Raw genomic sequence first — 19,295 nt, forward strand, 5'->3', positions numbered from 1 at the left:
GGGCCTCAGCCCGGGCGGCCGGTCCGCAGGAACGCGGCCAGCAGCTCGTGCAGGACGGCGGCGCCCTCCTCGGCCAGCACCTCGTGCCCGGAGCCGGCCGCCTCCACGTACCGGAAGTCCGCGCCCTCGACCCGTCCGATCCGCAGCAACTCGTGCCGCAGCGAACGGGATTGGCTGACCGGAACCACCTCGTCCCGGTTGCCGTGCACGACCAGCAGTGGCGCGCTCAGCCGGTGCGCGAGCTGGAGCACGTCGCGCGGCCCGCGGGCGTCCGTGATCGGCTCGCCGCCGCCCAGCCGGGTGGTCAACGCCCTTACTGGGGGCGCCGCTTCGGCCAGCAGTCGGGCGCCGGACAGGAACGGCGCGACCACCGCGCAGCGGGCGACCTGCTCGGTCGGCGCGTGCGCGGCCGCCAGCAGCGCCAGGAACGCGCCGTAGCTCACCCCGAACAGCGCGGGCGGTTCCAGGCCGAGTGCGGCCCGCTGCCCGGCGATGCCGTCCAGCAGGTACAGCACGTCGTCCAGGTCGGGCCCGCCCCAGGCGCCCCGGATGGCCAGTGCGTGCGGCACCCCGTAGCCGGTGGAGCCGCGCTGGTTGGGTGCGACCACCGCCAGGCCCTCGGCGGCCATCCGCTGCAGCGCCGGGTCGAACTCCAGCCGCCAGGCGTCGGCCGGTCCGCCGTGCAGGGCCAGCACCAGGTGCGGGCTGCTCAGCCAGGCGTCGCCGCCGTACACCACGGCTTCCAACGGCCCGGCCGGGCCCGCGAGTTCGAGGCTCTGTGCGGGCTGCCAGCGGCCGCCGTCGCCGGCCGGGGTGCTGCCGTCCAGGCGCCAGCCGGGCGGCGGGGTGCGGGAGACGCGCGGTCCGCCGGGCTGCCAGGGCAGTACGGTGTCCCGCCACGGTCCGGGCAACCCCGAGCTCAGCGGCGCGAGTTGGAGCGGAAGCGGCATCGGGACCGAGGTCGCCGGGGCCGGTCCGTGGGCCAGCAGGGCGTCCACGTCCAGGGTGGCCAGCGCCGCCGGGTGGTCGGGCGAGGAGTACGGCATCCGCAGTCCCGCGCCGCCCCAGTGCCCGACCGCGCCGAGTCGCCCGGGCGGCACCGGCAGCGGGTCCAGTCGCCCGGCCGCGGGGCGCCACAGGGCGAGCGCCGAGCCGGCCCCGTGGTCGATCTGCACCGCGACCCGCGGGCCGTCGGCCGCCTGCCGCAGTGCGACCGGCCGCAGGAACATGCCCGCGACGTGCAGGCATTCCGGGAACCGCAGCGGCTCCCCACCGCCCAGGAAGCCCCAGCCGAGCCGGTCGGTGCCGGGCGCGTCGCTGCGCACCATCGCGAAGCGGCTGTCCGGGTCGAACAGCACCAGCCGGTCGTTGCTGTGCTCGCCGATCTCCAGCAGCGGGGTGGTGGTGCCGCTGCGCAGGTCCAGCACCACGCTGCGGACCAGCCCGCCGGCCACCCGGTCCAGTGCGAGCAGTGCGCCCGCGTGGTCCAGCCAGGTGCCGCCGCCGTGCAGGCCGGGGATCTCGGCGACCCGGACCGGCTCGCTGCCGTCCGCCCGGACCAGCCACGCGGTGGTCGCCGGACGGGTGTCCGTGCCGAGGGCGATCGCCACCGGGGGGTTCGGGCCGGCGTCGGGCGGCACGGGGAGCGGCAGCAGGCGCAGCCCGGGCATCCGGAGCGATGCCAACTCCTGTTCCACGGTGCCGTTCTCGCCGTACGAGAGGCGGACCAGGTCGTGCCGCTCGCCGTCGTGCCGGCAGACCAGCGCCGAGCCGTCGGGCAGCGCGACCAGCTGTGAGCGCAGGTGTTCCGAGCGGTTGCCGGACAGCGGCAGCGCGGTCGGTGCGGCCGGTGAGCCGTCCGTCGGAAGCCGCCAACTCTCCACGTACCAGACGCTGTCGGCGGCCGCGGCCAGGCAGGCCGCGTGGCTGCCGTCGGCGGAGAAGGAGAAGCTCAGTCGGCGCAGGGCGCGGGTGGTGGTGCGGGTGGCCGTGTTCACGCCTGCGTCACCCCACTTCCGGGGTGCGGGAGTTGGCCGCGGACGGGGGAGACCGGGTCCAGCCAGAGCCGGGGGCCGCCGTGCCGGAGCCGGAGCAGGAAGGCCAACGGCCCCGCGGTGCCGGTGCCGTAGCCGGCGGCGCAGCCGGTGCCGGTCTCGTCGGGGAGGACCAGCAGGCCGTCGCGCAGGGCGGCGCGGGAGGCGATCAGTCGACCCAACTCCTGGGCGCCGGTGCGGAATTCCGGATCGTCGGTGGCCTCGGCGAGGTCCAGCAGGTAGTCGCCGTCCCCGGCCAGACCGTGGCAGGCGCTCACCCCGCTGTGCCAGCGGCCGGCCAGTACGGCCCGACCGGCGGCCCGGGCCAGGTCGAGCGCGTCGGTGTCGCCGGTGGCCCGCCACAGGCGCAGCAGGAAGCTGCCCGCGCCGGAGGAGCCGCTGCACCAGTGCGAGAGCCGGAGGTGTTCCGGATCGCCCGCGCTCTGCGGCCACCAGGCGGTGGTGCGGTCGGTGGCACGGTCGGAGGCAGGGCCGGCGCCGCCCCACCGGACGGTCGCGGCGAGTGTCAGCCCGGCGTCGAGCGCGGCCGAGATGCAGGCGTCCCGGAGGGCGCCGTCGTCGGTCGCCTCGGCGGCGGCGAGGAGAAAGGCGCCGATGCCCGCCACGCCGTGCGCGAAGCCGAGGTGGGTGATCCCGGCGAGCGCCGAGTCGAAGTCGGCCGGCACCGGCCAGACCGTCCCGTACGGTCCCGGCCGGGCGGCGGCGAGCAGGGCGCGGGCGCAACGGGCGGCCCGCTCGGCGAAGCCGTCGTCGAAGTACTCTGTGGCAAAACGGAGTTGAGCGAAACCCGCGCCCGCCACGCCGTGGCACACATCGGGGTTGGGCCATTCGACGGCGATCCGTCGGGCGAGCACGGCGGCCCGTTCGGCCGCCTCGGCGTCGCCCAGCACCCGGGCGGCGTCCAGCAGCGCCCAGGCCGTCCCGGACCGCCCGAAGTGCAGCCCGGGCAGCACCACCGGCTCGGCGGCGACCCGCCGCTCGATCCACTCCACGGCGGTACGGGCGGTGCGGGCCGCCTCCGCCCGCACCTCGACCGGCAGGCCCTCCGCCGCGACCGCCCGCGCCAGCACGGCGAGCACACCCGCGGCGCCGTGCTGCACATTGCACGGGTCCGTCCGCTCCCCGGCGGGCACCACGGGCCACAACCGGTCGGCCCGCTCGGGCGTCGCACCGACGGCGAGGTGCCGCAGGCCGTCGCGCAGCAGCCGGTCGAGGGACGGGCCGTCGGCATCCTGAGGCAGGTCGGCGTCGGGCCGGGCGGCGGCGTGCCACAGCGGGGCGACGAGGACGGGCGTGGCCACGGGCCGACGGGCGTCCCGACTGCCCACGGGGGCGGAGCCGCCCTCCAGGGGGTTGCGAGGGGCAGCCGAAGGCGACCGCCCGACGGCCCCGGGAGTAGGAGCGCCCAGCGCCTCCCGGACCCGGGCCACCTCCCACCGCAGTCCCGGCGCCTCCGCCCGCAGTCCCAGCACCGCCGGTGCCAGCCGCCGCGCCGTGGCACCCGAGCGGGCCGCGAGGGCGAGCCAGCGTCCGAGCCGTTCGGCGACCGGACGGGCGTGCGGAAGGTCTTCCGGCAGCAGCGGGTCGTGTCCGGTGGCGAGCAGGAAGAGCAGTCCGCCGAGGGCGTACAGGTCGACGGCCGGGTCGGCGACGCAGGAGCCCGCGAGGGCGAGCCGGCCCTGTTCGGGGGCGCGGTAGCCGGGGGTGCCGGCGGAGCCGGCCGAGCGGCCGGTCTCGGCGGCGAGTTCGAGGTCGACGAGCCGCAGGGTGCCGTCGGGGCGGACCATCACGTTGCCGGGGGAGAGGTCGCGCAGCACCAGTCCCTGGCCGTGCACCCGCTCGACCAGGTCGAGTAGCCCGCGCACCACCGGTTCGGCCTCCGCCCAGTCCACGTCCGGGCTGCCGTCGCGCCGCAGTCGGGCGGCGACCCAGGCGCCCAGCGGCTGTCCGGCGATTCGTTCCTGCACCAGGAAGACGGAGTCGTCCTGCTCGATCAGTTCGACGGCGCGCGGTGCCAGTCCCTGTCCGTCCAGCCGGGCGAGCAGCGCGGCCTCGTGCCGCAGCGCGTCGCGGGCGTCCGTCCCGGCGCGGTCGACCTCGATGTGGGCGCGGGCCTGCTTGACCACGACCTCGGCCCCGCCGGCGGCCTCCCGGCCGAGGAACACGCCGCCCTTCGCGCCGTGCCGTACGGCGGCGGTGACCGCGTAGCGCCCGGCCAGCAGCACCCCGCCCCCGCCGCGGCGAGTGGTGGCGGCGGGTCCCGCGAACGGGTCCCGCACCCACCCCGGCGCCCGGTACGAGCCGCCGCGCACGTCCTCGGTCCGCTCGCCGCCCGGCCCGCGCAGCACCGAGCGGTACTCCCCGTCGTTGCCGAGTTCGGGCCGCGCCGCGAACGCGCCGTAGCGGTAGTGCACCCGGCTGCCGGGCCGGTACGGCCGGTCGGACAGGACGACCGGACCGGGCAGCCCGGCCGTCACCCGGTCCAGTTCGGCCGCCAGCCGCTGGAACTGCGCGTCGTCGGCCGGGTAGACGGTGATGAACTTGCCCGCCGAACCCCGGTCGCTGTTGCGGGAGTTGAGCTCGCGCAGGCGCTCCTCCGCGGCGGCGAACTTGAAGCTGCACGGGTCCGCGGCGAGCACCCGGACCACCGCCGCGAGCACCTCCCCGCCGACCACGGTGGCCGCACTGACATGGAGCTTCCACCCCTGTTCCGGTAAGCGCGACGAACCGACCGCCGAGCCACCCACCGAGCCGTCCGACGAACCGACCGCCGAGCCACCCGCCGAGCCGTCCGACGAACCGACCACCGAGCCCCCCACCGAGCCGTCCGACGAAGCGGACGGCCTGGCCGTGCACCAGAAGCCCCCGACGGTGACCTCCCAGTCACCGCCGCCTCCCCGGCCCCCGGCGCCGGCCAGCGCCGCCCGCGTCGTCTCCGGCCACGCACCGGCCGCATCCGGTCCGCGCCCCGCCGATCCCGGGCCCCCGGCCGTGCGCAGTGATGTGCCTGCCCTCATCCGCCGCCACATCCCTTCGTCTCGGCCGCCGAGCCACGGGTGCCACTGCTCGGCACCCGGGCGTGCGGCCCGGCCTGATCGGTTTCCTCGGTTGCGATCCCCTCCAGGGGGTGTGCGCCCGGTGACTCCCGTCCGGCGGGCCTCGGCCCGCGCCGGCGGAGTGCATCCCTCCCCGCCCCCGGTGGGGGGCTACTGCCGGGGCAACTCCCGTTCGCAGGACTGAAGTTAGTTTCGAGAAAACCGCAGGCTCAACGCAGAGCCGGTCACTTCACTCGTAAGGGTGATCAGTGGGCGGTTTCGAATTCGTACGAGAACACTGCTGTGAGTAACGGGCGCCCGGCGCACGGGCGCGTACGACGCGCGCGGGCTCCGAACGGGCGCCCCGGACCGGGCTCCGGGCGCTCCGGCCGCAGGTTGACGCGCATCCGTACGGCACCAGCACCCCCGTCCGCGGTCCCGCCCGGCCCCGTCCCCCGAACGGCCGAGGCCCGACCGGCCCCGCGCGCACGGTAGTCTCGACAGGTGCCGAAACTGTCCGACGTCATCACCGCGCTCGAAGAGGTCTACCCCCCGCAGTGGGCGGAGTCCTGGGACGCCGTCGGCCTGGTCTGCGGAGACCCCGGGGCCGAGGTCGGTCGCGTGCTGTTCGCCGTGGACCCCGTCCAGGCGGTCGTCGACGAGGCCGTGGAGTGGGGCGCCGACCTCGTGGTCACCCACCACCCCCTGTACCTGCGCGGCACCACCAGCGTCGCCGCGACCACCTTCAAGGGCCGGGTGGTGCACACGCTGATCACCAACGGCATCGCGCTGCACGTCGCCCACACCAACGCCGACCACGCCGACCCCGGCGTCTCGGACGCGCTGGCCGAGGCGGTCGGCCTCAAGGTCACCGGCCCGCTGGTGCCGGACCCGACCGACCCGCTGGGCCGTCGCGGCACCGGCCGGATCGGTCTGCTGGAGCCCCCGCTGACGCTGTCGGCCTTCGCCGCCCAGGTCGCCGCGGGCCTGCCCGCGACCGCCGCCGGCGTGCGGGTCTCCGGCGACCCGGACCGGCTGATCGGCCGGGTGGCGGTGTGCGGCGGCTCGGGCGACAGCTTCTTCGCCGACGTACGGGCGGCCGGTGTGGACGCCTACGTGACCGCCGACCTGCGTCACCACCCGGCCTCCGAGGCCACCGAGGCCGCGCCGGTCGCGCTGGTCGACGCCGCCCACTGGGCCACCGAGTGGCCCTGGCTCGGCCTGGCCGAGCGCGCCCTGCGGGCCGTCGCCGACCAGCACGGCTGGGCCGTGGAGACCAAGGTCTCCCAGCGGGTCACCGACCCGTGGACCGCGCACGCCCCCATGTCCTTCACCGCCTGACCCGATTCACAGGAGCTTTCCCCTTGAACGCCGCGCCCGCCGACCAGATCCGCCTGCTCGACCTCCAGGCCATCGACTCGAAGCTCGACCAGCTGGCCCACCGGCGTCGGAGCCTGCCCGAGCACGCCGAGATCGAGAAGGCCACCGCCGACCACACCGCGCTCAAGGACCTCGTCGTCGCCGCCGAGGCCCAGAAGGGCGACACCGCCCGCGAGCTGACCAAGGCCGAGCAGGACGTCGAGCAGGTCCGCACCCGGGCCGCCCGCAACCAGCAGCGCCTGGACTCCGGTGCGATCACCTCGCCGAAGGACCTGGAGAACCTCCAGCACGAGATCGGCTCGCTGGCCAAGCGCCAGGGCGACCTGGAGGAGGTCGTGCTGGAGATCATGGAGCGGCAGGAGAGCTCCGTGACCCGGGTCGAGGAGCTGTCCGCCCGTCTGGAGCACTCCACCGTCGTGCTCAAGGAGGCCGAGGGCCGCCGCGACGCCGCGTTCGCCGAGATCGACGGCGAGGCCGACAAGGTCAAGCGCGACCGCGAGACCGTCGCCGCCGTCATCCCGGCCGACCTGCTGAAGGTGTACGCGAAGCTGCGCGAGACCCAGGGTGGCGTCGGCGCGGCCCGGCTCTACCAGCGCCGCTGCGAGGGCTGCCGCACCGAGTTCTCGATCACCGAGCTGAACGCCATCAAGGCCGAGCCGGCCGACAAGGTGGTCCGCTGCGAGAACTGCTCGCGGATCCTGGTCCGCACCGCCGACGCGGGCGTCTGATCCGTTGCCGGCGCGCTTCATCGTCGAGGCGGACGGCGGGTCCCGGGGCAACCCGGGGCCGGCCGGCTACGGCGCGGTGGTCCGGGACGGCGACACCGGGCAACTCGTCGCGGAGGCCGCCGAGTTCATCGGCCACGCCACCAACAACGTGGCCGAGTACAAGGGGCTGATCGCCGGTCTCAAGGCCGCCCGTGCGCTCGACCCGGACGCCTCGGTGGACGTCCGGATGGACTCCAAGCTGGTCGTCGAGCAGATGTCCGGGCGCTGGAAGATCAAGCACCCGGACATGCAGCCGCTCGCCGCCGAGGCGCGCGAGGTCTTCCCGCGCGGCCGGGTCACGTACACCTGGATCCCGCGCGAGCGGAACAAGGCCGCCGACCGGCTGGCCAACGAGGCGATGGACGCCGGCCGGGACGGGCGCCAGTGGGAGCCCCGGAAGCCCGCCGGGGCCGGAGCGTCCGCCGGGGTCGGCGCGTCCACCGCGGCCGGAGCGTCGGCCGGGGCCGTGGCCGAGGAACCGCTGAAGACCCCCGCCCCCAAGGCGGGCTGGGCCGCCCCCGCCGACCTCGGCACCCCGACCACCTTCGTCCTGCTGCGCCACGGCGAGACCCCGCTCACCCCGGAGAAGCGCTTCTCCGGCAGCGGCGGCAGCGACCCTGAGCTGTCCGACAAGGGCCGCTGGCAGGCCGAGCGGGCCGCCGAGGCGCTGGCCGCGCGCGGCAGCATCCAGGCGGTGGTCGCCTCCCCGATGCGGCGCACCCGGCAGACCGCCGAGATCGTCGCCGCCCGGCTCGGCCTGGAGGTCCGGTACGAGGACGGGCTGCGCGAGGTGGACTTCGGCGCCTGGGAGGGCCTGACCTTCGCCGAGGTGCAGGAGCGCCACCCGGAGGACCTCTCGGCCTGGCTGGGCTCCGCCAAGGCCAAGCCGACCGGCAGCGGCGAGAGCTTCAGCACCCTCACCCACCGGGCCGGCGTCGCCCGGGACAAGATCCTCGCCCGGTACGCGGGGAAGACGGTGCTGGTGGTCTCGCACGTCAGCCCGATCAAGACGCTGGTCCGCCTCGCCCTGGGCGCCCCGCCGGACTCGATGTACCGGATGGAGCTGTCGGCCGCCGCGATCTGCGCCGTCCAGTACTACGCGGACGGCAACGCCTCGCTGCGGCTGCTCAACGACACCTCGCACCTGCGCTGACGCCCCGCCGGACGACCGGGGGGTCAGGCCGACCGCGCTGACCCCCCCACCGGACCGCCGAGGCGCTCAGTGCACCTCGGTGACCACCACGTCCAGCTGCCACGCCTTGCGCGCCGTGCCCTCCGCCGCCAGCTCGACCCGGTGGCCCAGCTCCCGCAGCGCGTCCATCAGCTCGCCCGGCGTCTTCGGCTCGGCCCCGGTGACCAGCAGGTCCCGCACCAGCCGGCCCTTGGTCGCCTTGTTGAAGTGGCTGACCACCGTCCGCTTGCCGTCCCGCTCCTGCAGCACCCGGACGGTCGCGGTGCGGGAGGCCACCTCGCCGGCCGGCTTCCAGGCCGCCGCGTACGCGGAACTGCGCAGGTCCAGCACCAGCCCGTCGGCCACCTCGGGGAGCACGGTGGCCGTCGCGCTCCGCCAGTACGCGCCGAGCGCCCCCAGCCCCGGGAGCTTCACGCCCATCGAACAGCGGTAGGACGGGATCCGGTCGGAGACCCGCACCGCGCCCCACAGGCCGGAGAACACCAGCAGCGAGCGCTCGGCCCGTCCGTACGCGGCGGCGTCCAGGGTGGCCAGCCCGAGGTTGTCGAACAGCACCCCGGTGTACACCTCGCCGGCCGGCCGGGCACCGGCCTCCGGCAGCCCCGCGTTCTTGGCGATCTCGCCGCGCAGCCCGGGCGTCAGCCCGAGCACCTCGGCCGCGGCGTCCTGGTCCCCCCGGCAGAGGTCGACCAGCGCCTCCAGCACCGCGCCGCGGGCCGCCGTCAGCCCCGGCAGCGACAGCCGGTCGAGCGCGACCGGCGCGCCGTCCCCGGACCCGGCCTTGCCCTCCGACGGCGGCAACAGCACCAGCACAGCGGACTCCTCAACAGTTTGTGGCGGACGAACCCCGCCACCCTACTGCGGCCGCTCCGGCCCCCAACGCCACGCACAGGGGCGAGTAGTACCGGACGTTCAGCCGCCGGAACCGCGCCGAGCGCGGGCTCAGCCGCCCGAACACCACCGGCCCGGTCAGCCCGCGTGCCAGCAGCACCCCGGCCGCCGCCCGCACCCCGGCCCGCCGCAGGCCCCGCGGCCCCACCCGGGGCAGCACCCCGGCCTCCGCCGCCACCAGGTACGAGGCCGTCCCCAGCAGCCCCGCCACCGTCACGCAGGCCCGGGCCGACGGCACCCCCTCCCCGGCCCCCACCACGACGTCCGCGAACTCCTCCGGCGTGCGCAGCGGCCACGGCGTCACGGTCCACACCGCGTGCAGCGCCGCCGTCACCCCCAGCCCCGCCGCCACCCCGGCCCCGACCGCCCGGACCACAGCCATCACCCGCACCCCTCCGTCGACAGCGACTCCACCCCACCGTACGAGCTCTCACACCGCCCCGGTCGGCCGCACCGCTCCCGTACCGCTCCCGTACCCCGCGGGCCGCTCCGACGGGCGCGGACCCCGGTGGACGCGCCGTGGGCCCGTGCCCGAAATCACACGGAATCACCCGAATCGCCCTAGGCTGGCCTGCATGCCTCGCCGAAAACTGCGCGTCAAGGCCGTCGACTCCGCCCGGATCAACACCGAGCTGGCCGAGCTCCGCACCCGCCTGGAGATCCACACCGAGTGGCCCGAGGCGGTGCTCGCCGAGGCGGAGGAGGCGGCCGAACACCCCCGGCTGCCCGAGTACGACGCCACCGACCTGCCGCTGTTCACCGTCGACCCGCCCGGCTCCCGCGACCTCGACCAGGCCATGCACCTCAGCCACCGTCCCGGCGGCGGCTACCGGGTGCACTATGCGATCGCCGACGTCGCCGCCTTCGTCCGCCCCGGCGGCGCCATCGACGCCGAGGCCCGCCGCAGGGTCGAGACCCTCTACTTCCCGGACCACCGCGTCCCCCTGCACCCCGCCCGGATCTCCGAGGACGCCGCCAGCCTGCTGCCCGGCGAGCCCCGCCCGGCCCTGCTCTGGCAGCTGGACCTGGATGCCGACGGCGCCGTGGTGCTGGCCGACCTCCGCCGCGCCCTGGTGCGGTCGCACCGCCGCCTCGACTACGCCGCCGTCCAGCGCGCCGTGGACCTCGGCGGCGCCGACGAGCAGCTCGCCCTGCTCGCCGTCGTCGGCCGGCTGCGCGAGGAGCAGGAGCGGGCCCGGGGCGGGATCAGCCTGCCGGTGCCCGAGCAGGAGGTGGAGGAGACCCTGCACGGCTATGTGCTCGGCTACCGCGCACCCGGACCCGCCGACGGCTGGAACGCCCAGATCTCCCTGCTCACCGGCATGGCCGCGGCCGACCTGATGCTGGACGCGGGCGTCGGCCTGCTGCGCACCCTGCCCGCCGCGCCCGCCGCCGCGTACGAGCGGCTGCGCCGGATCGCCGCCGCGCTGGACGTCGACTGGCCGCAGGCCGTCCGCTACCCGGAGCTGATCCGCTCGCTGGATCCCGAGGCGCCGCTGAACGCCGCCTTCCTGAACGCCTGCACCGGGCTGCTGCGCGGCGCCGGCTACCACGCCTTCGACGAGTCCCGCGGCCTGCCCGCCCCCGCCGAGCCGGACCACGCCGCACTGGCCGCCCCGTACGCCCACTGCACCGCGCCGCTGCGCCGGCTCGGCGACCGCTTCGCGCAGGAGGTGTGCGCGGCGGTGGCGGCGGGGGAGGACGTGCCGGACTGGGCCCGCGAGGCGCTGCCGACGGTGCCGGCCCTGATGGCGGGCGGGGACCGCCGGGCGGCCGAGGTCGAACGGGCCTGCGTGGACCTGGTGGAGGCGGAGCTGCTGGTCGGCAGGGAGGGCGAGGACTTCGCGGCGGTGGTGATCGAGGTGGACGAGAAGCGTCCCGGCTCGGGCGTCGTCCAGCTGCGCGAGCCGGCCGTCCGGGCCCGCTGCGACGCGGCCGCCGCTCCGGACGGCGCTCCGGACGGAGGCCGGGCCCGGCTGCCGCTCGGCCGGGTGATCGACGTCCGGCTGACCCGGGCCGACCCGGCCACCCGGACGGTCCGTTTCGCTGCGGTCTGACGAACCGCGGTCTGACGCACCGTGGCCTGACGCACCGTGGCCTGACGCACCGCGGTCCGGGTAGCCACCCGGACGGACCGCTCCGCGCCCGCCCCCCGGCCTGCGGTGGGAGGATCGGTCCGTGCCCGCTCCCCAGCTCCCCGCACCCCCCGTACCCCCCACGACCGCCGCGCCCGACGCCGGGCGCCGCCACCGGCTGCTGGTCCTGGCGATCTGCTGCCTGAGCCTGTTCATCGTGGGTCTGGACAACACCGTGGTGAACATCGCGCTGCCGGTGATCCAGAAGGACCTGGCGGCCCCCGCCTCCGGCCTGCAGTGGATCATCGACGCCTACACCCTGGTGCTGGCCTCGCTGCTGATGCTGTTCGGCTCGGTGGCCGACCGCTTCGGCCGCCGCCGGGTGTTCCAGATCGGGCTGGCCTGCTTCGCGCTCGGCTCGCTGCTGTGCAGTCTGGCGCCCGGCCTGGAGTGGCTGGTGGCGTTCCGGGCGCTGCAGGCGGTGGGCGGTTCGATGCTCAACCCGGTGGCGGTCTCGATCATCGCCAACACCTTCACCGACCCCGGGGAGCGGGCCCGGGCGATCGGCGTCTGGGGTGGCGTGGTGGGCATCTCGATGGCGCTCGGACCGCTGCTCGGCGGCTTCCTGGTGGACGCCGCCGGCTGGCCCGCGATCTTCCTGATCAACGTTCCGGTGGCCCTGCTGGCCATGCTGCTGACCGCCCGTCACGTCCCCGAGTCGCGTGCGCCGCGTCCGCGCCGACTGGACCCGGTGGGGCAGCTGCTGATGATCGTCCTGCTCGGCTGCGGCACCGCCGCGATCATCGAGGGCCCGGCCCACGGCTGGACCTCCCCGCTGATCCTGGCCCTCGCCGCGGCCGCGGTGGTCGCGCTGATCGCCTTCCCGCTGTGGGAGCGGCGGGTCGCCGAGCCGCTGGTGGACCCGCGCTTCTTCGCCGCCGCGCCGTTCACCGGGGCCACCCTCACCGCGGTCTGCGCCTTCGCCGCGCTCGGCGGCTTCCTCTTCCTCAACACCCTCTACCTCCAGGACGTCCGGCACTACAGCCCGGTCGAGGCGGGCCTGTGGACGTTGCCGATGGCCGGGCTGCTGCTGGTCTGCGCGCCGCTGTCCGGACGGATCGTCGGCAGCCGGGGCCCGCGCCTGCCACTGGTGCTGTCCGGGCTCGGCCTGGCCGCGAGCGGCCTGCTGCTCACCCGGCTGACGGCCGACTCCCCGGCCGCGCTGCTGCTGGTCGCGTACGCGCTGTTCGGTTTCGGCTTCGGCATGGTGAACGCGCCGATCACCAACGCGGCGGTCTCCGGCATGCCGCGCTCCCAGGCCGGGGTGGCGGCCGCGGTGGCCTCGACCAGCCGGCAGATCGGCCAGTCGCTGGGCGTCGCGGTGATCGGCACGGTGGTCACCTCGGCCGTGGTCGGCCCGGTGGCCACCGGTTTCGCCCCGGCCAGCCACGCCGGCTGGTGGATCCTGGTCGGTCTGGGCGGCGCGATCCTCGGCCTCGGCCTGCTCACCACCGGCTCCTGGGCGACCGGCACGGCCGCCCGGGTGGCCGCCCGACTGGGGGCCGAGCCGCCGTCGGTCCGGGGGTCCGGTGTTCGGGAGGCCCCGCCCGAGCGGCTACCATGACCACTACGGCGGAAGAGCCGGCCGGGCGGTCGCGACGGGTCTCTGACCCGCCGAGGAACGTCCGGGCTCCACAGAGCAGGGTGGTGGGTAACGCCCACCCGGGGTGACCCGCGGGACAGTGCCACAGAAAACAGACCGCCCACCGCTTCGGCGCGTGGGTAAGGGTGAAACGGTGGTGTAAGAGACCACCAGCGACCGGGGTGACCCGGCCGGCTAGGTAAACCCCACCTGGAGCAAGGTCAAGATCGGTGCCTCCGGGCGCCGTGCGCGGATGCTTGAGGGCTGCTCGCCCGAATTCGCGGGTAGACCGCACGAGGCTGTCGGCAACGGCAGCCCTAGATGGATGGCCGTCTCCCCGGGCCGCGCAAGCAACCCGGGTGACAGAACCCGGCGTACAGGCCGACTCTTCCGCCCCTTGAACGTCCGAAGGCCCTCCGGCCCGCGCGAGCAGCGCGGACCGGAGGGCCTTCGTGTGCGATGCGCACGTTGCACTGTTCGCAGCGGGGCGTTCGACGGCGGCCACCCGGCGGGACCGTCAGACGGAAGTCGCAGCGCCCCCGGTGTCCCCGTCGTCGCCGGAACCCCCGGAGCGGGCGGAGAGCTCCGTCAGGGCCCGGACGGCCCGGTCGGCGTCGTCGGCGGCGACGAACAGGTGGTCGTGGTGGAAGCCGGCCACCACGTTGCAGCTGATGCCCTCCTCGGCGAGCCGCCCGGCCACGGCCGCGGTCAGTCCGACGGCCTCCAGCGCGGAGTGGATCTGCAGGGTGATCCAGGCCGCCACGTACTCGTAGCGCAGTCCGAGCGCGTCGGCCTCGTCCTGGGCGACCACCACCGTCACCCCCTCGGGCTCGGCGACGGTCACCACCGGCCGCATGCCGGCGGGCACCTTCGCGGGGAGGGTGCAGTACACGAACCGCCCCGGGTTGAGCTGCGGTCGCATCCCGCGCAGCAGGGTCGCAAGGTCTCGTTCACCGGCCATGCCCGTCACCGTATCGGTTCCGCATCCGTTCCGCCGGGGCGGGCGCCCATTGTCGGAACCGTGTCGGTATCCGTTGACGAGCGTCAGTCACCGATATATCGTCGAACTATCGAGACAGTGACTCGACTGTTTCGGAACAGCAAGGAAGATCGAAAAACCTCAAGGAGGTGGGCGCCATGCGCTCAGGAATGCGATTCCGTCAGGAAGGGCCGCGGGGCGACGGCGGACGCCGCCGCGGGCCGGGCCCGGAGTTCCGCGGACTGCCCGAGGACGGCTTCGAGGGGCGGTCGGCCTTCGGCGGCTTCGGTCCGCCGTTCGGCGGCGGCCCCGGCCGGTCGATGGGCGGCCCGTTCGGGCACGGCTTCGGCGGCCACGGCGGTCGGCGCGGCGGCCCGCACGGGCGGCGCGGCGGCCGGGCCCGGCGCGGGGACGTCCGGGCCTCGCTGCTGGCACTGCTCAAGGAGCGGCCGATGCACGGCTACGAGATGATCGCCGAGATCGCCGAACGGACCAACGGGGCCTGGCGGCCCAGCCCGGGATCGATCTACCCCAACCTCCAACTGCTGGAGGAGGAGGGCCTGATCGTCGCGGAGGAGGTCGGCGGCAAGCGGCTGGTCTCGCTCACCGAGGCGGGCCGCGCCGAGGCCGAGGCCGGTCCCGCGGAGCCGTGGGCCGAGGCCGGCCGGGAGGTCGACTGGGAGGCCATCCAGGAGGTCGGCCAGGCGCTCGCCGCGGTCGACCAGGCGGTCCAGCAGGTCATGCGCACGGGCACCGAGGCGCAGCGCGCCAAGGGTCTGGCGGTACTGACCGAGACCCGCAAGAAGCTGTACCTCATCCTCGCCGAGGATGACTGACCGGCGCGGGGGGACCGACCGGCGCGGGGGGACGACCCCGGCGACAGCCGGTGACACGGGCGGTGCCGCTGCTCAGGGACGGACCGGGAACGCTCAGGGACGGACCACGAACAGGGCCACGCAGGCGAGCAGCAGCACCGCCCAACCGAACCAGAGCCAGCCGTCGGGCCCGATCGTCACGCTGTAGAGGCAGACCACCAGCAGCAGCGCCCCGGTCACCCCGGCGACCTGCCGGTTGTGCTGGGCGGCCGCCCGCGCGCGGCTGCGCGGTTGCCGTACGCGGTGCCGTACCGTCCTGGCCATGCCGACCTCCCGGGGAGGGTCGAAGCGGGCGACCGGTCAGCCCGGGGTCCGGGCCGAGGCCGCCTCGTCGTACTCGTAGCGCCAGAACCAGCTCAGCCCCCGTACCTGCTTGGTCCGGACGTACACCAGTGTGCGCGCGGGGGAGTCGCCGTGCGCGGGGACCGGGACCTTGTACTTCTTGGGCACGCCCAGCATCGGCCCCAGCGGGATCGGGAGGACCTTCCCGTCCAGGGGGCCGCCGACGAATTCGGTGTCCGCGCTCTTCATCCCTCCAGGGTCTCACCTCCATGCGGCGGCCACGGTGGGAGCACCGGGCGGGCACCCGGGGGGCACCGAGGGGGCACCGAGGGGGCACCTCGGGGCGCGGGCCCGGTGTGGGCGCGGTGCCCGGGATGTGACCGGAGAGGCACTGCCCCCGGTCATCCGAAGGCCCCGCGCACCCCTATCCTTGCCTGTACGCCCCTGGGGTCCACCCCGGGTCAGCGGGCCCCGTACGGGCCGGGCGAGGCGCGAGTCAGCGTGCCCTCCGGCCGTCACCGGCGCGGACAGCGTGCTGCCGCGACAGGCGTACCGAGACCCTGGCGCCGTCCGTCCGGTGACCCCGGGCCGCGGTCGGCGGGGCGCCGAACAGCAGGGCCGAGCACCGACCGGGAAGCAGCCGGGGGCGCCGTGCGTTGCGTCGGATGGTACGTCGGACGCTGTGTCGCACCAGGCACGGCAGTTGCGCGGAAGGGGCCCGATGGAAGCCGGCAACAGGTGGACGACCTGGTGGCAGAAGCGTGACCGGGAGCGGACCCGCCCGGGGGGTGCGGATCCGGCCGCCAGACTGGACCAGCTGCTCGGCGCGGTGCGCGCCGGATTCCCCCTCGCGCCCGCCGCCCACCCGGCCGGCTACCGATGTTCCTGCGACCGGGTGGCCTGTCCGGCCCCGGCCCGGCACCCGGTCTCCTTCGCCTGGCAGACCCAGGCCACCACCGACCCCGAGCAGCTCTCCCGCTGGCTCACCCGCGACCCCCAGGCCAACTTCGTCACCGCCACCGGCCGGGTGCACGACGTGCTGGACGTCCCGGCCGAGGCCGGCCGGCTCGCCCTGGAACGGCTGACCGCGCTGGGCGTCGAGGGTCCGGTCGCCGCCGTCGGCGAGGACCGCTACCTGTTCTTCACCGCCACCCGCGGCACCCCGCAGGACGAGGACGAGTGGTGGGACAGCGCGCTCGACTCCACCCCGGACACCGTGTCCGAACACCCGGGCCTGCGCTGGCACTGCCGCGGCTCCTACACCCTGCTGCCGCCGGCCGCGCTGCCGGACGGCTCCGAGGTGCGGTGGCTGCGCGGGCCGGAGCTGCCGCTGCCGGACCCGCTGCGGGTGCTGGACGTGCTCACCGACGCCTGCACCGAGGTGGGCGCCGTCGCCGAGGAGCAGTGGCTCATCGGCTGACGCTGCAACTCGCCCGCTCGCCTCCGGGGCGCTTCGACCCGGTGCCGACGGTCGGCGCTCCCGCGCTCCTTCGTCGCTCCCTCGCTTCTCCCTCTCGGCACCGGCGCGCCCCTTCGGCTCGGGGCGGGCCGGGGCGCAGCGGGGCGGGCGGGCCGGGTCGGTCACGGCAGGGTGAGGATCTCCGCGCCGTCCGCCGTGACCACCAGGGTGTGCTCGAACTGGGCGGTGCGCTTGCGGTCCTTGGTGACGACCGTCCAGCCGTCCGGCCAGATCTCGTAGTCGTAGGTGCCCAGGGTGAGCATCGGCTCGATGGTGAAGGTCATGCCGGGCTTGATGACCTCGGTGGCCCGCTCGCTGTCGTAGTGCGGGATGATCAGGCCGGAGTGGAACGACGTGTTGATGCCGTGTCCGGTGAAGTCCCGCACCACGCCGTAGTCGAAGCGCTTGGCGTAGGACTCGATGACCCGTCCGATGACGTTGATCTGGCGGCCCGGCTTGACGGCCTTGATCGCCCGGTTGAGCGACTCCCGGGTGCGCTCGACCAGCAGCCGGGACTCCTCGTCCACGTCGCCGACCAGGTAGGTGGCGTTGAGGTCGCCGTGCACCCCGTGGATGTACGCGGTGGCGTCGATGTTGACGATGTCGCCGTCCTGCAGCACGGTCGAGTCCGGGATGCCGTGGCAGATCACCTCGTTGATCGAGGTGCAGACGGACTTGGGGAAGCCGCGGTAGCCCAGGTCGGACGGGTAGGCGCCGTGGTCGCACATGTACGCGTGGGCGACGGCGTCCAGCTCGTCGGTGGTGACGCCGGGGGCGATCAGCTCGGCGGCCGCCGCCATCGCCCGGGCGGCGATCCCGCCCGCGATCCGCATCTTCTCGATGGTCTCGGCGGTCTGCACCTCGGGCCCGGTGTACGGCGTCGGGGCGGGCTTCCCGACGTACTCGGGGCGCGTGATGTGCGCCGGGACCTTGCGGATGGGGGACTGGATGCCGGGTACGAGAGCCATGGCGGCGAGTCTAGGCCCTGTCCGGCCCGCGCCCGGAGGTTCCCCCGCGGTGTGCAGGGCGGCCCCGGCCGGGGAATGATCGGTACCGACCCCAGATCTGGAACGGGAGAGTGCCATGCCCCTCGGATTCAACCGCAAGCCGACCGGCAAGCCCGGTGAGTGGTTCTACTGCATCAAGCACGGCAAGGTCGAGGAGGGCCCGGAGTGCCCGGCCAAGGACCGCCTCGGCCCGTACGCCACCCCCGAGGAGGCCGCCCAAGCCCTTCAGATCGCGGACGAGCGCAACCGCGAGTGGCGGAACGACCCCCGCTGGACCGACCAGCCGAAGGATGAGGAGGGCCGGTAGTCGCTCAGGCCGGGGTGGCCGCCTCCTGCTCCGTGCGTTCGTGTTCGGCGCGGACGGCGGCGGTGTGCGGGTCGGTGCGGTCGTCGTAGGCGAGCAGGCGGGGGAGGGCGGCGGCGACGGCGAGGACGGCGGCGACGCAGGCCAGGCCGCCGGTCCAGACCGCGGCGCGGGCGCCGATCAGGCCGGCCATGGTGCCGGCCCGGACCTGGCCGAGCTGGGGGCCGACGGAGAAGCTGAGCAGCTCGACGCCGGCCATCCGGCCGCGGACCGCGTCCGGGATGGACTGGTTCCACATGGTCGAGCGGGCGATCCCGCTGATCTCGTCCGCCCCGCCGGCCAGGGCCAGTCCGAGCAGCACCACCCAGACGCTCCCGGACAGCCCGGCCAGTGCCATGGCCGCGCCCCAGGCGACCGCGGCGGCCACCAGCAGCCGGCCGTGCCGGTGCACCCGGGAGGTCCAGCCGCTGGTCGCGCCGACCAGCAGGGCGCCGACGGCGGAGGCCGCGTACATCGGGCCGAGCGCCCAGTCCGCGCCCAACTCCGAGGCCAGGAAGGGGAAGACGGCCACCGGGAAGGCGAACAGCATGGCGCAGGTGTCGATCGCGTAGGTGCCGAGCAGGTCCTTGCGGCTCCACGCGTACCGCACACCGGTCAACACCGCCCGGACGGAAGGCCGTTCGGCGCCGGTGGGCGGCGGCACCGCCTTGATCCGGACCAGCAGCAGCAGGGAGGCGGCGAAGGTGAGCACGTCCAGCGCGTACGCGGTCTGCACCCCGGAGAAGGCCACCACGACACCGGCCAGCGCCGGTCCGGCCACCGAAGCGACGTTGTGGTACAGGGACTTGAGGGCGAAGGCGGCCGACAGGTGCTGGTGCGCGACGATCCGCGGCAGCAGCGAGTCCAGCGCCGGGCGCTGCAGTCCGTCGCAGGCCGCGACCAGCGCGGCGACCAGGTAGATCGGCCAGAGCACCGGGTGCGGCAGCAGGGCGTTGAGCAGCAGCAGCCCGGCCAGCAGGCCGAGCGCGGCCTCGGAGCGCAGCACCAGCTTGCGCCGGTCCAGGGCGTCGGCGAGGGCGCCGCCCCAGAGGCCGAAGACGATCAGCGGGACGAGTTCGACGGCGCCGATCAGCCCGACCGCGAAGGAGGAGTCGGTGAGCTCCTTGATCTGCATCGGCACGGCGACGTACGTCAGGAAGCTGCCGAAGGTGGTGATGCAGCCGCTGATCCACAGGTGGCGGAAGTCGCGGGAGGCGCGCCACGGTGAGAGGTCGGGTGCGAGTGAGCGCAGCAGGGTGCGCCACCGACCGGTATGGGGTGGTTCGTCGTCGTTCACGAACGACCATCCTGGGA

Annotated in this window: 17 protein-coding genes and 1 other RNA gene; 9 read left to right on the forward strand and 9 right to left on the reverse strand. The window is 75.1% G+C overall.

The features are described from left to right. Nucleotides 1-5 precede the first annotated feature (5 nt). Together ABTZ03_RS03420 and lanL are read right to left on the reverse strand one after the other, a co-directional pair. Entirely contained in the window at nucleotides 6-1,997 is a 1,992-nt protein-coding gene (locus tag ABTZ03_RS03420; RefSeq protein ID WP_350511164.1) for a S9 family peptidase, read from the reverse strand. After that, on the reverse strand, nucleotides 1,994-5,083 hold the full coding sequence (lanL, locus tag ABTZ03_RS03425) for a class IV lanthionine synthetase LanL (protein ID WP_350511165.1): 3,090 nt from the start codon (nucleotides 5,081-5,083) through the stop codon (nucleotides 1,994-1,996). The genes ABTZ03_RS03420 and lanL overlap by 4 nt, the downstream gene beginning before the upstream one ends. A 510-nt stretch (nucleotides 5,084-5,593) precedes the next feature. Between lanL and ABTZ03_RS03430 the strand changes: the two genes are divergently transcribed. The 3 genes from ABTZ03_RS03430 to ABTZ03_RS03440 are packed head-to-tail and all read left to right on the forward strand — an operon-like array spanning nucleotide 5,594 to nucleotide 8,389. Then, nucleotides 5,594-6,430, forward strand: coding sequence for a Nif3-like dinuclear metal center hexameric protein (locus ABTZ03_RS03430; RefSeq protein ID WP_350511166.1), 837 nt, complete (start codon nucleotides 5,594-5,596; stop codon nucleotides 6,428-6,430). A 23-nt stretch (nucleotides 6,431-6,453) separates the two neighbouring features. Continuing rightward, nucleotides 6,454-7,197, forward strand: coding sequence for a zinc ribbon domain-containing protein (locus tag ABTZ03_RS03435; protein WP_350511167.1), 744 nt, complete (start codon nucleotides 6,454-6,456; stop codon nucleotides 7,195-7,197). Between the two features lie 4 nt (nucleotides 7,198-7,201). Further along, entirely contained in the window at nucleotides 7,202-8,389 is a 1,188-nt protein-coding gene (locus tag ABTZ03_RS03440) for a bifunctional RNase H/acid phosphatase (protein ID WP_350511168.1), read from the forward strand. Between the two features lie 66 nt (nucleotides 8,390-8,455). Here ABTZ03_RS03440 and yaaA read toward each other — a convergent pair whose 3' ends face one another. Together yaaA and ABTZ03_RS03450 are read right to left on the reverse strand one after the other, a co-directional pair. Then, entirely contained in the window at nucleotides 8,456-9,241 is a 786-nt protein-coding gene (yaaA, locus tag ABTZ03_RS03445; protein ID WP_350511169.1) for a peroxide stress protein YaaA, read from the reverse strand. A gap of 10 nt (nucleotides 9,242-9,251) precedes the next feature. Then, entirely contained in the window at nucleotides 9,252-9,701 is a 450-nt protein-coding gene (locus ABTZ03_RS03450) for a DUF3995 domain-containing protein (RefSeq protein WP_350511170.1), read from the reverse strand. Nucleotides 9,702-9,894: 193 nt separating this feature from the next. Here ABTZ03_RS03450 and ABTZ03_RS03455 point away from each other — a divergent pair, with 193 nt between their 5' ends. The 3 genes from ABTZ03_RS03455 (at nucleotide 9,895) to rnpB (ending at nucleotide 13,429) form a co-directional block, all read left to right on the forward strand. Further along, complete coding sequence (locus tag ABTZ03_RS03455) at nucleotides 9,895-11,376, forward strand: RNB domain-containing ribonuclease (protein WP_350511171.1); 1,482 nt, start codon at nucleotides 9,895-9,897, stop codon at nucleotides 11,374-11,376. 121 nt (nucleotides 11,377-11,497) lie between these two features. After that, entirely contained in the window at nucleotides 11,498-13,018 is a 1,521-nt protein-coding gene (locus ABTZ03_RS03460; RefSeq protein WP_502894374.1) for an MFS transporter, read from the forward strand. Between the two features lie 13 nt (nucleotides 13,019-13,031). Further along, nucleotides 13,032-13,429: RNase P RNA component class A (gene rnpB, locus ABTZ03_RS03465), an RNA gene on the forward strand. A gap of 124 nt (nucleotides 13,430-13,553) precedes the next feature. Here the strand turns inward: rnpB and ABTZ03_RS03470 are convergent. Then, nucleotides 13,554-13,997 carry an ACT domain-containing protein gene (locus tag ABTZ03_RS03470; RefSeq protein ID WP_350511172.1) on the reverse strand — a complete coding sequence of 148 codons (444 nt, stop codon included), beginning with the start codon at nucleotides 13,995-13,997 and terminating at the stop codon, nucleotides 13,554-13,556. A gap of 176 nt (nucleotides 13,998-14,173) precedes the next feature. Between ABTZ03_RS03470 and ABTZ03_RS03475 the strand changes: the two genes are divergently transcribed. Next, nucleotides 14,174-14,851, forward strand: coding sequence for a PadR family transcriptional regulator (locus ABTZ03_RS03475; RefSeq protein ID WP_350511173.1), 678 nt, complete (start codon nucleotides 14,174-14,176; stop codon nucleotides 14,849-14,851). Between the two features lie 93 nt (nucleotides 14,852-14,944). On the opposite strand, the gene ABTZ03_RS03480 is transcribed toward ABTZ03_RS03475, so the two are convergent. After that, nucleotides 14,945-15,154 (reverse strand): hypothetical protein, encoded by a 210-nt coding sequence (locus ABTZ03_RS03480; protein WP_350511174.1) that lies wholly within the window; start codon nucleotides 15,152-15,154, stop codon nucleotides 14,945-14,947. A 36-nt stretch (nucleotides 15,155-15,190) separates the two neighbouring features. Next, the gene (locus ABTZ03_RS03485; protein ID WP_350511175.1) at nucleotides 15,191-15,421 is read right to left on the reverse strand and encodes a DUF8847 domain-containing protein; all 231 of its coding nucleotides are present in this window, start codon (nucleotides 15,419-15,421) and stop codon (nucleotides 15,191-15,193) included. 472 nt (nucleotides 15,422-15,893) lie between these two features. Here ABTZ03_RS03485 and ABTZ03_RS03490 point away from each other — a divergent pair, with 472 nt between their 5' ends. After that, the gene (locus tag ABTZ03_RS03490) at nucleotides 15,894-16,592 is read left to right on the forward strand and encodes a bifunctional DNA primase/polymerase (RefSeq protein ID WP_350511176.1); all 699 of its coding nucleotides are present in this window, start codon (nucleotides 15,894-15,896) and stop codon (nucleotides 16,590-16,592) included. Nucleotides 16,593-16,753: 161 nt separating this feature from the next. Here ABTZ03_RS03490 and map read toward each other — a convergent pair whose 3' ends face one another. Next, nucleotides 16,754-17,599 (reverse strand): type I methionyl aminopeptidase, encoded by an 846-nt coding sequence (map, locus tag ABTZ03_RS03495; protein ID WP_350511177.1) that lies wholly within the window; start codon nucleotides 17,597-17,599, stop codon nucleotides 16,754-16,756. 115 nt (nucleotides 17,600-17,714) lie between these two features. Between map and ABTZ03_RS03500 the strand changes: the two genes are divergently transcribed. Next, entirely contained in the window at nucleotides 17,715-17,945 is a 231-nt protein-coding gene (locus ABTZ03_RS03500; protein ID WP_350511178.1) for a hypothetical protein, read from the forward strand. Between the two features lie 4 nt (nucleotides 17,946-17,949). Here the strand turns inward: ABTZ03_RS03500 and ABTZ03_RS03505 are convergent, their stop codons facing one another. After that, entirely contained in the window at nucleotides 17,950-19,278 is a 1,329-nt protein-coding gene (locus tag ABTZ03_RS03505) for an MFS transporter (protein WP_350511179.1), read from the reverse strand. Between the last annotated feature and the right edge of the window lie 17 nt (nucleotides 19,279-19,295).

Origin of the sequence: Kitasatospora sp. NPDC096077 (assembly GCF_040303245.1) — a bacterium.
In the GTDB taxonomy this organism is placed as follows: domain Bacteria; phylum Actinomycetota; class Actinomycetes; order Streptomycetales; family Streptomycetaceae; genus Kitasatospora.

Excerpts from the sequence above, each read along its gene's own strand:
- lanL (WP_350511165.1), bottom strand. The coding sequence starts at position 5,083 with ATGTGGCGGCGGATGAGGGCAGGCACATCACTGCGCACGGCCGGGGGC.
- ABTZ03_RS03450 (WP_350511170.1), bottom strand. The coding sequence starts at position 9,701 with ATGGCTGTGGTCCGGGCGGTCGGGGCCGGGGTGGCGGCGGGGCTGGGG.
- ABTZ03_RS03455 (WP_350511171.1), top strand. The coding sequence starts at position 9,895 with ATGCCTCGCCGAAAACTGCGCGTCAAGGCCGTCGACTCCGCCCGGATC.
- ABTZ03_RS03470 (WP_350511172.1), bottom strand. The coding sequence starts at position 13,997 with ATGGCCGGTGAACGAGACCTTGCGACCCTGCTGCGCGGGATGCGACCG.
- ABTZ03_RS03475 (WP_350511173.1), top strand. The coding sequence starts at position 14,174 with ATGCGCTCAGGAATGCGATTCCGTCAGGAAGGGCCGCGGGGCGACGGC.
- ABTZ03_RS03480 (WP_350511174.1), bottom strand. The coding sequence starts at position 15,154 with ATGGCCAGGACGGTACGGCACCGCGTACGGCAACCGCGCAGCCGCGCG.
- ABTZ03_RS03485 (WP_350511175.1), bottom strand. The coding sequence starts at position 15,421 with ATGAAGAGCGCGGACACCGAATTCGTCGGCGGCCCCCTGGACGGGAAG.
- ABTZ03_RS03490 (WP_350511176.1), top strand. The coding sequence starts at position 15,894 with ATGGAAGCCGGCAACAGGTGGACGACCTGGTGGCAGAAGCGTGACCGG.
- map (WP_350511177.1), bottom strand. The coding sequence starts at position 17,599 with ATGGCTCTCGTACCCGGCATCCAGTCCCCCATCCGCAAGGTCCCGGCG.
- ABTZ03_RS03500 (WP_350511178.1), top strand. The coding sequence starts at position 17,715 with ATGCCCCTCGGATTCAACCGCAAGCCGACCGGCAAGCCCGGTGAGTGG.